The organism is Elioraea sp., from assembly GCF_022842375.1.
Taxonomy (GTDB): domain Bacteria; phylum Pseudomonadota; class Alphaproteobacteria; order Acetobacterales; family Acetobacteraceae; genus Elioraea_A.
Genome location: NZ_JALHPR010000050.1, coordinates 1 through 15,641, shown reverse-complemented (window position 1 = coordinate 15,641; position 15,641 = coordinate 1). Strand labels below are relative to the sequence as shown.

15 protein-coding genes are annotated in these 15,641 nt (G+C 68.8%); 7 read left to right on the top strand and 8 right to left on the bottom strand.

What is annotated here, in order from left to right; genetic code table 11:
* The coding region (locus Q0C38_RS22255) for a gamma-glutamyltransferase (RefSeq protein ID WP_291299333.1) at nt 1-831 on the bottom strand (831 nt) is incomplete at its 3' end.
* A gap of 90 nt (nt 832-921) precedes the next feature.
* Here Q0C38_RS22255 and Q0C38_RS22250 point away from each other — a divergent pair.
* Both Q0C38_RS22250 and Q0C38_RS22245 read left to right on the top strand, forming a co-directional pair.
* Nucleotides 922-2,331, top strand: coding sequence for a M48 family metalloprotease (locus Q0C38_RS22250; protein ID WP_291299332.1), 1,410 nt, complete (start codon nt 922-924; stop codon nt 2,329-2,331).
* Entirely contained in the window at nt 2,328-3,059 is a 732-nt protein-coding gene (locus Q0C38_RS22245) for a DsbA family protein (protein WP_291299331.1), read from the top strand. Before Q0C38_RS22250 ends, Q0C38_RS22245 begins: the two co-directional genes overlap by 4 nt.
* 81 nt (nt 3,060-3,140) lie before the next feature.
* Here the strand turns inward: Q0C38_RS22245 and Q0C38_RS22240 are convergent, their stop codons facing one another.
* The 4 genes from Q0C38_RS22240 to Q0C38_RS22225 all read right to left on the bottom strand — a co-directional run bounded on the left by Q0C38_RS22240 (nt 3,141) and on the right by Q0C38_RS22225 (nt 8,065).
* Nucleotides 3,141-4,271, bottom strand: coding sequence for a type III PLP-dependent enzyme (locus Q0C38_RS22240; protein WP_291299330.1), 1,131 nt, complete (start codon nt 4,269-4,271; stop codon nt 3,141-3,143).
* Nucleotides 4,272-4,666: 395 nt separating this feature from the next.
* Complete coding sequence (locus Q0C38_RS22235) at nt 4,667-5,698, bottom strand: SIR2 family protein (protein WP_291299329.1); 1,032 nt, start codon at nt 5,696-5,698, stop codon at nt 4,667-4,669.
* A gap of 35 nt (nt 5,699-5,733) precedes the next feature.
* Entirely contained in the window at nt 5,734-6,741 is a 1,008-nt protein-coding gene (thiS, locus tag Q0C38_RS22230) for a sulfur carrier protein ThiS (protein WP_291299334.1), read from the bottom strand.
* A gap of 43 nt (nt 6,742-6,784) precedes the next feature.
* On the bottom strand, nt 6,785-8,065 hold the full coding sequence (locus Q0C38_RS22225; RefSeq protein WP_291299328.1) for an HlyC/CorC family transporter: 1,281 nt from the start codon (nt 8,063-8,065) through the stop codon (nt 6,785-6,787).
* Nucleotides 8,066-8,187: 122 nt separating this feature from the next.
* On the opposite strand from Q0C38_RS22225, the gene aroQ reads away from it, so the two are divergent.
* The 5 genes from aroQ to Q0C38_RS22200 are packed head-to-tail and all read left to right on the top strand — an operon-like array spanning nt 8,188 to nt 11,866.
* Nucleotides 8,188-8,664, top strand: coding sequence for a type II 3-dehydroquinate dehydratase (gene aroQ, locus Q0C38_RS22220; RefSeq protein WP_291299327.1), 477 nt, complete (start codon nt 8,188-8,190; stop codon nt 8,662-8,664).
* The gene (accB, locus tag Q0C38_RS22215; protein WP_291299326.1) at nt 8,661-9,116 is read left to right on the top strand and encodes an acetyl-CoA carboxylase biotin carboxyl carrier protein; all 456 of its coding nucleotides are present in this window, start codon (nt 8,661-8,663) and stop codon (nt 9,114-9,116) included. The genes aroQ and accB overlap by 4 nt, the downstream gene beginning before the upstream one ends.
* Before the next feature lie 49 nt (nt 9,117-9,165).
* The gene (accC, locus tag Q0C38_RS22210) at nt 9,166-10,512 is read left to right on the top strand and encodes an acetyl-CoA carboxylase biotin carboxylase subunit (protein WP_291299325.1); all 1,347 of its coding nucleotides are present in this window, start codon (nt 9,166-9,168) and stop codon (nt 10,510-10,512) included.
* Between the two features lie 48 nt (nt 10,513-10,560).
* The gene (gene aat / locus Q0C38_RS22205) at nt 10,561-11,232 is read left to right on the top strand and encodes a leucyl/phenylalanyl-tRNA--protein transferase (RefSeq protein ID WP_291299324.1); all 672 of its coding nucleotides are present in this window, start codon (nt 10,561-10,563) and stop codon (nt 11,230-11,232) included.
* 55 nt (nt 11,233-11,287) lie between these two features.
* Complete coding sequence (locus Q0C38_RS22200) at nt 11,288-11,866, top strand: DUF4412 domain-containing protein (protein WP_291299323.1); 579 nt, start codon at nt 11,288-11,290, stop codon at nt 11,864-11,866.
* Between the two features lie 23 nt (nt 11,867-11,889).
* On the opposite strand, the gene Q0C38_RS22195 is transcribed toward Q0C38_RS22200, so the two are convergent.
* The 3 genes from Q0C38_RS22195 to Q0C38_RS22185 form a co-directional block, all read right to left on the bottom strand.
* Entirely contained in the window at nt 11,890-12,609 is a 720-nt protein-coding gene (locus Q0C38_RS22195) for a PEP-CTERM sorting domain-containing protein (RefSeq protein WP_291299322.1), read from the bottom strand.
* 201 nt (nt 12,610-12,810) lie between these two features.
* Complete coding sequence (locus Q0C38_RS22190; protein WP_291299321.1) at nt 12,811-13,248, bottom strand: tellurite resistance TerB family protein; 438 nt, start codon at nt 13,246-13,248, stop codon at nt 12,811-12,813.
* A 52-nt stretch (nt 13,249-13,300) separates the two neighbouring features.
* Nucleotides 13,301-15,641: ATP-dependent DNA helicase (locus Q0C38_RS22185; protein ID WP_291299320.1), on the bottom strand; the 2,341-nt coding region annotated here is incomplete at its 5' end.

Genomic DNA, 15,641 nt, shown 5'->3' with positions numbered 1-15,641 from the left:
GGCGGCCAGCGCGGCACGCTCAGCTTCGCCCTCATCGGCGCGGGCGCGCAGGCGCTGGAGCATCACCGCAGCCCCGACCGAGCCGCCGACGGCAGCGACCTGCAACTGGTCGTTGCCGAGCGGCGCGGTTGCGGCAAGGGACGCCCGCGGCAGCATGGTGCGAAGCTCGTCGACCGTGACCGCGCCGCCCGCCGCTGCCGTCGCATCGGCCAGGCGTCGGGCGAGAACGCCCTGGTAGAAGTCGCCGACGCCCTGGCTCCTGAGCGTGCCGATCAGGTTTGCAAGCTCCGGCTGCATGACCTGGTCGCCTTCGGCGATCGGCCGCTGGCCGCCAGGGGCGCCGAAGATGGCGCGCGCCTGGGGGTCGGCCGCGAGCGGCCGCCACACGGCGGCAAGGTCGGTCACCAGTGCGCGGGAGGCTGGCGTGCCGAATCGCGCGGCCTGCTCGGCCGGGGAGACGACGCGCTCGAACGGCAGGCGCCCCAGCCGCGCATGCAGCGCGAACAGGCCGCGCGGCGTTCCGGGCAGGGCGGCCGGCCGGTCGCTGCCGGGGCGGACCGTGCCCGGCGGGCGCGGCAGGAACTCAACCTCGATCGTCTCGTTCCGGCGCGGATCGAAGGCGAGGCACACCCCGCCGCCGGCGAGCGACGCGCGGGACGGCAGCGTGACGCCGAGCATGAACCCGACTGCGACGGCAGCATCGGTGGCATTGCCGCCTGCGGCGAGGATGTCGCGCCCGATGAACGCCGCGCGCGGCTCCTCGGCCGCCACGCCGCCGAGGAAGCCGCGCACGAAGCCCGGGCTTCCCTGTGCCGGCCCCGTGTCGAACAACAGGTCGTTGACGGTGCTGCACCCTGCGAGCGGCAGGGCACACAAAGCCGCGATGACGAATCTCGGCGCTCGGCGCACTATATTGCCCCCATGGTCAGGCTCATCGCACATGCACGCTCCCTGCTGGTCGCCCCGTTCGGGCGCGGCGCCAGGCTCGCCGCCGCCTTCATGGCGGGGCTTGCCCTCTCGGGCGCTATCCAGCCCGCCGCCGCGCAGGGGCGGAGCTTCACCATCATCCGCGACGCCGAGACGGAAAGCCTGCTCAGGTCCATCTACGGCCCCTTGTTCGCCGCCGCGGGGCTTTCTCGCGGCTTCGTGCGCGTCACCATCATCAGGGATCGCTCGATAAACGCCTTCGTCACCACCGGCAACCGCATGTTCATCCACACCGGCCTCCTGATGCAGGCGACATCGGTGGAGGAAGTGGCCGGCGTGCTCGCGCACGAGACGGGCCATGTCGTCGGCGGCCACATCGCGCGGCTGCCGGAGGAGTTGCGCAACGCCATGATCCGCTCGGTCGCGGCGATGCTGATCGGCGCGGCGGCCGCGGTGGCGACCGGCCAGGGCCAGGCGGCCGGCGTCGGCGCCCTCGCCGGGCAGTCGGTGGCGATGCGCGAGTTCTTCAGCTTCACCCGCACGCAGGAGAACGCGGCCGACCTCACGGCCGTGAACCTGCTCCAGCGCGTCGGCTGGCCGGTCGATGGCCTCGTGCAGCTGATGGAGCGGCTCCTCGCGCAGGAGATGATGATCGCCGACCGGCAGGACCCGTACATGCGGACCCACCCGCTGACGCGCGACAGGATCGACTACCTGAAGGGCCAGATCGCCGCTCGCGGCAGTGACGGCGCGCTGCCGCCGCAGATGGAGCCTCAGTTCGCGATGGTGCGCGCGAAGCTCTACGGCTTCCTCGAGCCTGGCGCCTCGGTGCAGCGGGCCTTTCCACCGTCAGACACTTCGGAGGCCGCCCGCTACGCGCGCGCGATCCAGAGCTTTCGCCTCGGCAGGGTCGACGACGCCGTGGCGGAGCTTGACCGCCTGATCGCCGCGCGCCCGTCCTCGCCCTGGCTCCACGAGGTGAAGGGCCAGATCCTGTTCGAGGGGGCCGGCCGGGTGCGCGAGGCGGTGGCCCCCTATCGCGAGGCGGTCCGGCTTGCACCGGCAGAGCCGCTGATCCGCGCCGGCCTCGCCCGCGTTCTCTCGACACTCGACGAGCCCGCCCAGCTTCGCGCCGCGGCAACCGAGGCAGAGGCAGCGCTCAGGCAGGACCGCACGCTGGCGCTGGCCTGGAACACGCTCGGCATGGCGCGAGGGCGGCTGGGCGAGGAGGGGCTTGCCGCGCTCGCGCTGGCCGAGGAGGCAGCGCTCGTCGGCGACCTGCTCACGCAGCGGCAGATGGCGCAGCGGGCGGAGCGGCTGCTGCCAGCGGGCCCCAGCAAGCTGCGCGCGCAGGATTTGTTGAACGCCGCACAGATCGAACGCGAGGAGAGGCGCCGCCGATGAGGTTCGTGATCGCCATCGTTGCCTGCCTCGCCGTCACCCAGCCCGCGGCGGGACAGGGCTTCACCCCGCAGCAGCGCGCGGCGATCGTCGAGATCCTGCGCGACGCGCTGAAGAACGACCCGACCATCCTCGAGGACGCGATCGCAGCACTCCAGGCGCGCGACATGGCACGTGAGCGTGAGGCGGCACAGGGGGCGATCGCGGCCAACCGCGACGCCCTGGTCAACGACCCCACCGCCCCCTTCAAGGGTGCCGCGCGGCCGACGGCGACGATCGTCGAGTTCTTCGACTACCGCTGCCCCTACTGCAAGCGCATGAACCCCGTGATCGCCGAACTCGTGCGGGCAGACCCTGGCCTTCGCGTGGTGCTGAAGGACATCCCGATCCTCGGGCCAGCGTCCGTAACGGCTGCGCGCGCTGCACTCGCCGCCCACCGCCAGGGCCGGTACGCCGCGATGCATGATGCGCTGATGGGACTGCGCGGCGAGCCGACCGAGGCCGAGATCATGCGCGTCGCGGCACGCCTCGGCCTTGATGCCGAGCAGCTGCGCCGCGACATGGCCGACCCTGCGATCGCGCAGCTGCTCGACGCGAACATCCGGCTTGCCCAGACGCTCGGCATCCAGGGCACCCCGGCCTATGTCGTCGGCAACGAGCTGCTGCCGGGCGCGGTGGGGCCTGAGCAGCTGCGCGAGGCCATCGCCCGGTCGCGCCAAGCGCAGAAGTAGCACGCCAGGCGCAGCGGTAGCGCATACGAGAAAGGGGAGCTCGCGCTCCCCTTTCCCGGCCTGCGGCGGTGTCCCCGCCGGTCAGATGTAGTGTTCGGCCAGCGGCTGGAAGCCGTTGAACGACTGGGCGGCGTATGTCGTGACGTAGGCGCCGGCCGAGAGCAGGTCGAGCCGGTCGCCGGCCTTCAGCGCCATGGGAAGCCGGTAGTTCGACTTCTCGTACAGGATGTCGGCGCCGTCGCAGGTCGGGCCCGCGATCGCCACCGGCCCCTGGCGCCCGCCGTCATGTGGCGTGCGGAGGCGATACTTGATGCTCTCGCCCTCGGTCTCGGCGAGCCCGCCGAAACGGCCGATGTCGAGATACACCCAGCGCACGGGGTCGTCCTTCGCCTTGCGGCTGACCAGCACGACCTCGGACGACACCACGCCGGCATCGCCCACGATGAAGCGGCCAGGCTCGACGATCATCTCGGGGATCGCGTTGCCGAACGCCGTCGTCATCGCCGCCATGATGGTCGCGGCGAAATGGTCGATGCCAGGCACGTCGGACGAGTAGCGCACCGGGAAGCCGCCGCCGAGGTTCACCATGCGCAGGTTCACGCCGCGCTCGGAGAGATCGGTGAACAGCATGCCGACCTTGGCGATCGCCGCCTCGTAGGCATCCGCGTCACGCTGCTGGCTCCCGACATGGAAGGAGAGGCCGTACGGGTCGAGGCCGAGCTCCTTCGCACGCAGCATCAGCTCGCGCGCCGTCTCGACCGAGCAGCCGAACTTGCGGCTGAGCGGCCAGTCGGCACCCTCGTTCTCGACCAGCAGGCGGCAATACACCTTCGACCCCGGGGCGGAGCGCGCGAGCTTCTCGAGCTCTCCCTCGCTGTCGAAGGCGAACATGCGCACGCCGGCATCGAAGGCGCGGATGATCGCGCTTTCCTTCTTCACCGTGTTGCCGAACGAGATGTCGGCCGCGTCCGCCCCCGCCTCGAGGCACATCGCGATCTCTTCCCACGATGCGGCGTCGAACGCTGAGCCGAGACCGGTGAGCCGATCGAGGATCGGCGCGGCGGGGTTGGCCTTCACGGCATAGTAGATGCGCGCGAGCGGCAGTGCCTGCTGCAGCGCGCAATAGTTCTCCTCGACGCGATCGACATCGAGAACGAGACAGGGCGTCGCAGGACGCATGTCATCGAGAAAGCGCGCGACCTTTGGGGTCATCGCACGGGCCCTCCCCTATACTCCAGCGGAGGCGCCTGTAGACGGCGACACCTCCAGGTTGACGAACGGTCGAACGAACCAGCGTCCCCGAGGACGAACCCCGGTCGGCTGCCAGAACGCTTGACGTCGTTGCGTAAACCCCGAGGGGCCAGAGGCACGTGCGTTGCTGCGTCTATGGGCGCATATATACCCCACTCCCCCCTGCACCAAGAAAAAAATGACCCCCGGGGAACGCAGGCCAGACCCGCAAATCCTTTTGTCTTTCCGGGGGGTTAACGAGGGTCGCGGAGGGGGCGGGCGAAGCCGGCCGGCAAGGCGGCCAGGTTGGCAGAACACCAAGGTCTCAAGCCCCCAGGCGCAACATCAGCCGTGGCATCGCCGACCCACAGACGCCTCTAGGCCAAAAGTCCATCTATGGTGTCAGCGCAAAACTTTGCCTCGAGAAACCGCATGCTGAGATGTTCACCCGCGATGGCGCGGAATCGGGTACCCACCTCCGCGTCAGGATTCATGACGGACACAACCCGAGTCGACTTAAATGCCGCTCGGAATAAATAACGAAAAAGTCCCTCCATAATGAAATCGTCATCCGAAACGCGTAGTCCAATGATAAATATTGGCCCTTGCTGAACGCTCACATGCTCAATTTTATACCATAAATCTGACAGTTTTCGCACATCAAAAGATTTTCCATACCCAGGGAGCACAATAAGAGGGTCTATCCCATGAATCAGTGGCTTCAAAGATTCCCATGATGATCTCATTCTCAACTTTGGTATTGAGAAAATGTCCAATCCTTCTGTATTGAAATCTCCAAGAATCTTTTCAAATCCAAGATCATCTGGAGTATTTGTCAATGGATCATGTCTACCAAACACCCAATTCACAGATCCATGAAGCTTTATTAGCCATACTGTCCCGCGCTGAAAATCATATGAGAATGGTACACCTGCTGCATCGAACGCATTCTCCAATAGTGTGTCCCAGTTAAATGTTACAACGATATCTGGATATCGTATTCTATCGACAAACTTTCTATATAGTTCCGGAATTTCTGTAAATTCTGGCGTGGAGTGAGCAATCGCCTTTGCCAAGAAGAAATTTAGGCAGAGGCGCTCTCTTGAGCCGCGGTCACTCCAACGTTCAGAACCACCATGCTCACGAAGCTCGAGGAAATCCAGATATGTACAGAGATGCGCGAATTTCGTGGCGTCAGGTGAACCGTTCAGGTCCAAGTCAATGTCCCGAGCATACTGGCACATTCGTTCATAGAAATCAGGTATCTCTTGCCTCATTAGGCGCAGAGCTTTCGGCAAAAGCACATTTGTTAGCGGAACGCCAGCAGCTGCAGAAAATCCTGCACCCAAGAAAAAAATTCGTCCGCCAAAGTAGGCAGTTGAGTCTTTATCCTGCTTCACTACAGCCAAGGCTCAAATCTCCACGATGAAGCGCCGCGGCAATATCAGATCAGCCCGGCCAGCGGGCTCGACGGGTCTGCCGTCACGCGCCGCGGCATGCGCCCGGCGAGATAGGCATTCCGCCCCGCGCGCACCGCCTCGGCCATGGCGCGCGCCATCCGGATGGGGTCGCGCGCATGCGCGATGGCGCTGTTCAACAGCACCGCGTCGCAGCCAAGCTCCATCGCGATCGCGGCATCCGATGCCGTGCCCACCCCGGCATCGACCAGCACCGGAACCTTCGCCTGCTCGATGATGAGGCTGATCGTCACGCGGTTCTGGATGCCGAGGCCAGAGCCGATCGGGGCGCCGAGCGGCATGATGGCCACGCACCCCATCTCCTCGAGTCGCTTCGCCGCCACCGGGTCATCGGCGCAGTAGACCATCACCTTGAACCCGTCGCGGACCAGCACCTCGGCCGCCCGCAGCGTCTCTGCCATGTCGGGATAGAGATGCGGCGGGGGGCCCAGCACCTCGAGCTTCACGAGATCCCAACCCCCGGCCTCGCGGGCGAGGCGGAGGGTGCGCACGGCCTCCTCGGCCGTGTGGCAGCCGGCCGTGTTCGGCAGGTAGGTGTAGCGGTCGGGGGGCACGTAGTCCTGCAGCATCGGCGCCGAAGGGTCGGACAGGTTCACGCGACGGACGGCCACCGTGACGATCTCCGCCCCCGAGGCCGCGATTGCCGCCGCGGTCTCCTCGAGGTCCTTGTACTTGCCGGTGCCGACGAGAAGCCGCGAGCGGAAGCGGCGGCCCGCCACCTCCCAGGGATCGTCGTCGGCAGGGACGGCATCGCCGCCGCCGATGAAGTGCACGATCTCGAGCCTGTCGCCATTCTCGAGCCGGAGCGTCGCGTACGCCGATTTCGGCACGATCTCGAGATTGCGCTCGACCGCCACCTTCGGCCCCGGCAGGTCGAGCGCGACAAGGAGGCCCGCGACGGTCAGCGGCCCGGGGAAGGACCTGGCTTCGCCGTTCACGGTGAGGGAAAGCAGGGAGGCGGTGCTGTCGGCCATGACGGCGATATGGGGTGCGGCGGCGGCGTGCGGCAAGGCCATGCTAGCCCTCTCCCTCGCCGGTCCTGGCGGCGATGCGCACGACGGCGATGCGCCGGCCGCGCATGTCGGCGACCGTCATCCTGTAGCCGGCGACCGTCACCGCGGTTCCGACCGCCGGCAGGCCCCGCGCCTCGGCCAGCACCAGGCCGGCCACCGTCGCTGCCTCGTCCTCCGGCAGTTCCCAGTCGAGCTCGCGGTTCAGGTCGCGCACACGGGTGTCGCCGCGCACCTCGATCACGCCTTCGGCTGCCACCCGATCGGCCAGGATGGGCTCGCCGCGCTCGGAAATCTCGCCCACCACCACCTCGATGATGTCCTCGAGCGTCAGGAGTCCGCGCAACTGGCCGTACTCGTCGAGCACGAGCGCCATGTGCCGGTGCGTGCGGCGGAACTCCTGGAGCTGGTCGAACAGCGGCCTGATCTCGGGCACCACGGGGATCTTCTCTGCGACCGCGGCGAGGTCGATCGCGGCAGGGTCCCCACCGGCGGCATGCAGCGCCTTCAGCGCGAGCCGGACCTCGACGACTCCGATGATCTCCGCCCCGCCGTCGCGCCAGAGCGGCAGGCGCGCATGCGTGGCCCCCAGAAGCGCGGCAAGCTGGGCGGCTGGCGGCGCATCGGCGTCGATCCCCGCGATGCGGCGCCGGTGCGTCATCACGTCGGCGACTGTCAGCTCATCGAGCGAGAGGACGCCATGCAGCATCCGCCGCTCCTCGTTCGCGGCCTCGTCGGCCGCGCCGAGGCCATGCAGCGCGATCGCCCCGCGCAGGTCCTCGTCGGTCTGCTCACGCTCGCCCGACGTCACCTTCACCCCGCCGAGCCCGAGCAGGAAGGCGACGGTGCCATTCACCGCGCGCGCCGCCGGCCCGAACACGGCGAGGACGAGGGCAAGGAAAGGGGTGGCGCGGAGTGCCGTCGCATCCGGGTGTTGGATCGCGTAGGTCTTGGGCAGGACCTCGCTCACGATCACGAGGGTGATGGTCATCACCAGCGAGGCGTAGATGACGCCCCCGTCCCCGAACCAGGTGATCAGCAGCGCCGAGGCAAGCGCTGTTGCAGTGGTGTTGACCAGATTGTTGCCGACGAGAAGGGCGGCGAGCAGCCTGTCCTTGCGCTCCCGCATGGTGCCGAGCCGGGCGGCGCGGCCATCGCCGGCCCGGGCAAGCCTGGTAATGTAGGCGCGCGAGCTGCCGGTGAAGGCTGTCTCACTGCCTGAGAACAGCGCAGAGAGCACCAGCATGACGAGGATGGCGGCGAGGGAAAGCAGTTCGGGGAGGGTCATGCGGCGTCAAATAGCCTGCCGCGGCCCCGGCTGCGAGGGTGGCCGCGCATTGCGGCGCGGCGAGTGTGCGTGCTAGGTGCCCCGTCCGATAAACCGCAACGGGACCAGCGGTGCAGAATCCAATGCCGATCGTGGCCGTGCTGAACGGCCCAAACCTGAACCTGCTCGGGCTCCGACAGCCGGAGCTCTATGGGCACACCACGCTCGCCGACGTCCAGGCGATGGCGGAGGCCAAGGCAGCAGCCCTCGGGCTCGCCGTCGAGTTCCGCCAGTCGAACCTGGAGGGAGAACTGATCGGCTGGGTGCAGCAGTGCCGGGGGCGTGCGGCGGGCATCGTGATCAACCCGGCCGGCTACACCCACACCTCGATCGCGCTGCTCGACGCGCTGCTCGCCTCGGAGCTGCCGGTGATCGAGGTACACCTGACCAACATCCACCGCCGGGAGGCGTTCCGGCAGAATTCGATCACCGGCAAGGCGGCCACGGGAATGATCGCGGGACTCGGGCCGCAGGGCTACGTTCTGGCGCTCGAGGCGATGGCGGGCTTGATCGGCCCAGGCCAGGCCAGTGGGGCACGGGGGCCAGGGAGAACAGCATGACGCGCATCCAGATCGACGAGGACGCGATCCGGCGCCTCGCCGCGCTGCTCGAGGAGACCGGCCTCTCCGAGATCGAGATCGCCGAAGCCGAGAGCAGGCTTCGCGTCAGCCGTGCGACAGCCGCGACCCAGGTGTTCGCACATGCCCCGGGCGCTGCCACGCCCCCCGGCGCAGCGCCTCCCGCACCGGTGGCAGACGCGGCGATCGACGCCTCGCACCCCGGTGCCGTCACCTCGCCGATGGTCGGCATCGCCTATCTCTCGCCCGAGCCCGGAGCCGCCGTTTTCGTCAAGCCCGGCGACAAGGTGAGCGTGGGGCAGACCGTGCTGTTGATCGAGGCAATGAAGACCTTCAACCAGATCAAGGCGCCGCGGTCGGGCACCGTCACGCGCATCCTGATCGAGACGGGCGCGCCGGTCGAATACGGCGAAGTCCTGATGCTGGTCGAATGAGCAGGCCGATGAGCGGGGCGGCCCAAATGACCAGGACAGCCGGGCGCTGATGTTCGGCAAGGTGCTCATCGCCAATCGCGGCGAGATCGCGCTCAGGATCCACCGCGCCTGCCAGGAGATGGGCGTGCGCACCGTCGCCGTCCATTCGACCGCGGACGCCAACGCCATGCATGTGCGGCTGGCGGATGAGAGCGTCTGCATCGGCCCGCCGGCGGCGCGCGACAGCTACCTCAACGTCCCTGCCCTGCTCTCGGCCGCGGCCATCACGGGGGCGGATGCGATCCACCCCGGCTACGGGTTCCTCAGCGAGAACGCCGACTTCGCCGAGATCGTCGAGGCGCACGGCATCGCCTTCATCGGCCCCTCGCCCACGCATATCCGCATGATGGGCGACAAGATCGAGGCCAAGCGCACCATGGCGCGGCTGGGCGTTCCCCTCGTGCCTGGCTCCGATGGCGAGCTTTCCTCGGCCGAGGAGGCGATCGCCGTTGCGGAGAAGATCGGGTTTCCGGTGCTGATCAAGGCCGCGGCCGGCGGCGGTGGGCGCGGCATGAAGGTGGCGCGGTCGCGTGACGAGGTGGCGGAGGCGTTCCGCGTTGCCCGCACCGAGGCCAAGGCCGCCTTCAGCAACGACGCCGTCTACATGGAGAAGTATCTCGACAGGCCGCGGCATATCGAGCTCCAGGTGCTGGCCGATGCGCACGGCAATGTCGTGCATTTCGGCGAGCGTGACTGTTCGTTGCAGCGGCGCCACCAGAAGCTGGTCGAGGAGGCGGGCAGCCCCGCCCTCGACGCCGCCGCGCGCGATGCGCTTGGCGCGCGCGTGACCGCAGCACTGCGTGAGATCGGCTACCGCAACGCCGGGACGCTCGAGTTCCTCTGGCAGGACGGGCAGTTCGCCTTCATCGAGATGAACACGCGGCTTCAGGTCGAACATCCCGTGACCGAAATGGTCTGCGGCATCGACCTGGTGCGCGAGCAGGTGCGGATTGCGGCGGGCCAGACGCTCGGCTACGGCCAGGATGAGGTGCGGTTCGACGGCCACGCCATCGAGTGCCGCATCACCGCCGAGGACCCCGACACGTTCATGCCCACCCCCGGTCGTGTCGTGACCTACCACGCGCCGGGCGGACTTGGCGTGCGGGTCGACAGTGCGCTCTACGCCGGCTACTCGGTGCCGCCGCATTATGACAGCCTGATCGCCAAGCTCGTGGTGCACGGCACGACACGTCCGCAGGCACTGGCGCGGCTTCGCCGCGCGCTCGACGAGTTCGTGATCGACGGGATCTCGACGACGCTGCCGCTGCACCGCCGCATCGCCGCCGACCCCGAGTTTGGCTCGGGCGACTACACGATCCACTGGCTCGAGCGCTTCGTCGCGCGCGGCGCCGCATGACACGGCTTGTCCTGCATGCGGCCGCCCCACCAAGCCCGCGCGCCTGACATGGCCCGGCGCGGCGCGGGGGAGACCACCGTCACGCCGGAGCTTGTGCTGCGAGCCTACCGCGCGGGATTGTTCCCGATGGCGGAGCGTCGCGACGCCGACCGCCTCTACTGGCTCGACCCTGACAAGCGCGGCATCCAGCCGCTCGACGCGTTCCACCTGCCGCGCAGGCTCGCCCGCACGGTGCTGTCGGACACGTTCCAGGTGCGTTGCAACACCGCCTTCGACTCCATCCTCGCCGGCTGCGCCGAGCCGACGGAGGACAGGCCAGAGACCTGGATCAACACCGACATCGAGCGCCTGTTCGGCGCGCTGCACGCGCTGGGCCATGCCCACAGCGTGGAGTGCTGGCAGGGTGGGACGCTGGTCGGCGGGCTCTATGGCGTGGCGCTCGGCGGCGCGTTCTTCGGCGAAAGCATGTTCAGCCGCGTGCGCGATGCCTCGAAGGTCGCCCTCGTCCAACTCGTCGCCAGGCTCAGGATCGGCGGCTTCGCGCTGCTCGACACCCAGTTCGTGACCGACCATCTCGCCCGCTTCGGCGCGATCGAGGTGCCGCGGCTCGAGTATCGCCGTCTGCTCGCCGAGGCGGTCGACCTGCCCGCCGTGTTCCACGCCGTACTCACGCCCGACCAGTTGCGCAGCGAACTCTCACGGATGCGTGCGGGGAATTGACCCTCCGCGCACGTGGCGCGCAGTCTCGCTTCGTTCCGTAACCGGGAGGATCGAGATGCGCCTCGTCATCATCGCCGCCGCCGCCGCGTCATTGCTGCCGATCGCCGCCACGGCGCAGCCCAAGCAGCCGACGCGCGACTACGCCATCACCTACCGGATGGAGCACCAGGGCCAGGCTGGACAGATGACCGTCGCCTACAGCGCAGCGACGAGGCGCCAGCGGGTGGAGATGCCCGAGGCCGGGCTGGTGGTGATCACCGACCAGGCGGCGCTCCGCATGTTTATGCTGAACGCGGCGACGCGAACGGTGATGGAGATGCCGCTCGCCAAGGGCCAGGAGCCGGGCTTCGTTCTGCCCGACGACATGGTGCTGACGCGCACCGGGTCGGCGACTGTCGCGGGCCATCGCTGCACGATCTACCGCGCCGAGCAGAACCGCGCGGAGCGTGGCACGGTGTGCATGACCGACGAGGGCATCATGCTGCGCGCCGCGATGCGCCAGGGTGACCTGGCAGGATCGATGGAGGCGACGTCGCTGACGCTCGCCACGCAGCCAGCGTCACAGTTCGCGTTGCCCGAAGGGTGGCAGGTGATGCAAATGCCCCAGGCACCGGGGCAGCGCAGGCAGCGCTGACGGGGGCTATCGCCCCTCCGCCCTTATGCCCGACGGCGCAGCCTCCGCGCCGCCGCAAGGCCGAGCAGCCCGGAACCGAGCAGCGCGAGAGACAGCGGCTCGGGAACCCCGATCGGCGGGTTGCCGGCGATGATGTAGACCTGATCGATCACGATGTCCTTCGACGGAAACGCGTTCGTATAGAACGTGAACTCGACATCGTAGATCCCGGCGACCGCGATGTTCGCGGCGCCCGCGAAGGTCTGCCACGTCTGTACGAGGCCAGCTGAGACGTTGTAGCTCGCCAGCGAGAGGCTCGCGACGATGCCTTCGAATGTCGCGTCGCCTGCGTTCGCGAAACCGTTGGCGGGCGCATAGGCGCTGAACCCGATCTGGTAGATCCCCGCGTTGAGGAAGACTGACTGCGTCAGCGTCTGATTGGGATTGTTGGCGAAGTCGGAGACGAAATAGGCGGCGCGTGCGCCAACCGCATCAGGCGAGTTGGTCGGCGCGTTGTTCGCGGGAATGGCTTCGCCGAATGCGCCCTGCGGATAGGCCTGGGCAGCGCCATAGAAGATCGAGACGGGCGGATAGAGCGGTGTGCCGCTGGGCGGGTTCTCGCCGCCCGTGTAGGTCCAACCGGCAAGACCGTTGCCCGGCGTCGGTGTTTCGAAGCTGCCGTTCGTCACGAGGTTGGCGGCAGAGGCTGCGGAGGCAACCGTCGCAGCGACGAGACCAATTGCAAGTGACCTGCTGAAAGACATCCCGACTCCCCCCTCTGCACTTGGCTGCGCAAACCCGTTGCCAATGTGTGAGCAACTGTCGTGCCACGGATGGGAAAGTACGCTGTGACAATGGCTTGGTGGTCAGCGGGCGCAGTTGCGCCAGCGATCTGTAAAGCACGCTGACGGAATCAACCGTGGAGGGATCGGGCGACAGTCAAGGAAACCGACAGGCGTGGGAGGCTAGACCAAGCGGCCGTAGCGGGCCCGCGCGCCACGCTCGATCGCAGCGGCCACGAGGCGCTCGACATCGAGCCGGTGGCGCATGAGCTCGAGGACGCGCAGTTCCTCCTGCGAGGCGCGGCCATCGGCCGCCACCACGTCGCAGGCAAAGGCATAGGCGGTCTCGCACAGCGCTGGCGTGAGCGCGGCGTCGATCATCGCGAACGCCTCCTCCAGCCCGTCCGGGTGCTGCAGGACCGACACGCAACGCTCCGCCACCGCCGGCAGCGTCTCATGGTCGAAGCCCACGAAGGCGGGCATGGAGGTCACGATCCGCCCGATCGTCTTCAGCTCGCGGTCGGTCATCGTGTTGTCGGACGCTGACACCAGCACCATCGCGAACACGAGCGCCTCGTGCGGCGTCAGCAGCGGAAGCGTGGCCTGGGAACGCGATGACATGGGCAGCCCCTCCAATCGGCTGACGCGCTGATGCCCTCTCGGCGCCGCGCCGTCAACGTGACCCGAGGAACGCGCCGACCTCGGCCACCGCCTCGGCAAGCCCGACCCGTCGCACCTCGACCCCCTCGGGCAGCACCGAGAGGATGCGCGAGGGTGCGCGGGCATCGAGCAGCACGAAGCAGCCCCGGTCCTCGGCCGAGCGGATCAGCCGCCCGAAGGCCTGGCGGAGCTTCGCGCGCGCGATCCTGTCATCCACTGCCCCCGCCCGGGCGCCGCCGAACCGGGCACGGCGGGCGCGGTGGAGGATGGTCGGGCGCGGCCAGGGAAGCCGGTCGAACACGATGAGCCTGAGCGCACGGCCCGGAACGTCCACACCGTCCCGCATCGCATCGGTGCCGAGCAGGCAGGCATCCTCCTCCGCCCGGAACACGTCGACCAGCGTGGCGTTGTCCATCGCATCCACGTGCTGGGCGAGCAGGTCGAGCCCTGCCTCCTCGAGCGCGGGCGCGATGCGGCGGTGGACGTCGCGCAGCCGCGCGATCGCGGTGAAGAGGCCGAGCGCGCCGCCGCCTGAGGCGAGGAACAGCGCGCGATAGGCCGCCGCCACCTGGGCCGGGTCCTCGCGGCGCACGTCCGTCACCACGAAGGCCCGCGTCGCCGCGCGGTAGTCGAATGGCGAGGGAACGGCGACGCGCATCGCGGGCCCCAGCAGGTGGATCGCACCCGAGCTCTCCTCCGCCGCCTGCCAGCGCGCCTCCTCGTCAGCCGCCCCGGAATCGCGGAGCGTGGCGGAGGTGACGAGCATGCCGTGCGCCGGTTCGGCGACGACGCGGGCAAACGGAACGGTCGGGTCAACCCAATGGCGCTTCATGCCGACATCGGCCTCATGCGCGCCGCGATGCGTCACCTCGAACCAGTCGACGAAGCGTTCGCCCGGGCGCCCCGCCTCGGCAGCATCCGACGCCACGGCATTGAGCATCGCGCGCCAGGCCGTCAGCGGATCGAGGGCGCGGCGGGTGAGGGAACGGCAGAGGCTCTCGATGCGCTGCCGCGCCGCGCTGTCGAGCTCATCGGCATCATCGTCAAGGCGGGCGGCAAGCCCCTCCTTGAGGCGTTCGAGCGGCGCCACAATCCGCCCAAGCGCCTGTTCGAGCCGGGCGGCAGCCTCGGCAAGGCCAGGGATCATGGGCGCGACCTCGGCCTCCTCTACGCCGGCGCCATCCTCGCGCACGCGACGGGCATGCACCTGGCGGCGGACCAGGCGGAGGAACGCCTCCGCCGCGTTCTCCTCCCCCGTCTCGATTCCACCGAGCTCCGGCCGTGGGTCCTCCGAGAGCCGCTGCAGCCAGCCGGGGGCGGGCAGCGCGCGGGCGGCCTCGAGCGCGGCATCGAGGGCGCGGACCAATGGTGGGGTGGCGGCGACCATGTCCTCCGCCCGGCGCCGGAGGCCGCGGGCGCGGCCGCGGCCGCCCTCGTTGCCGCGCAGCCACCGGCGAAGCTCCGCCGTCTCGGCCCCGCTCAGCGCGGCGGCGAACACGCTGTCGGCGGCATCGAAGATGTGGTGGCCCTCATCGAACACGTAGCGCAGCGGCAGGCCGCTTTCGTCCAGCCCGCCCCAGGCAGCCTGCACCATCACGAGAGCGTGGTTGGCGACGACGAGCCGCGCGGTACGGGCATGCCGCATGCCGCGCTCGATGAAGCAGCGCCGCCAATGGGCGCAGGCGGAATGGATGCACTCGCCGCGACGATCCGACAGGCCGAGCGTGTTGGCAGCACCCAGCAGCTCCGGCAGCCAGCCTGGCAGATCGCCGCCCTGCAGGTCGCCGTGGCGGGTATTGGCAGCCCAGCGCGCCATCAGGCCAAGCGCGATCGTCGCCGCCGCCCCTCGGCCGGCGCCGTTCACCGCCTCCTCAAAGTTCAGCAGGCACAGGTAGTTTTCGCGTCCCTTGCGGATCGCCACGTTCGCGCGCCGTTCGGCCTCGTCTGGCCAAAGGCGGGCAAGCTCGGTGTCGACCTGGCGCTGCAGGTTCCGGGTGTAGGTCGAGAGCCAGACCGGCGCGCCGTTCCGCTCTGCCCACAGGCTCGCCGGGGCGATGTAGGCGGCCGTCTTGCCCGTTCCCGTGCCGGCTTCGGCGAGCACCACGCGCGGTACGCCTGGCGCATCCCGTGGCGCGAAGGCCTCGGTGGCGGCGGAGGCGAAGTCGCTCTGCCCGGGTCGGTCCTCCGCCTCGGTGCCGAGCAGGGCGGCGAGCCGCATCCGCGCCTCCGACGGGGCGACGGGAAAGCTCGTCGGCGGCGGCGGGCGGGCTGTCTCCTCCCACTCGGGGAGCGCCTCCCACACCCGGAGCGAGGAGGCGGCGGCGGCGGCATCGGGCGCGCCGAGGGCAGCGAGC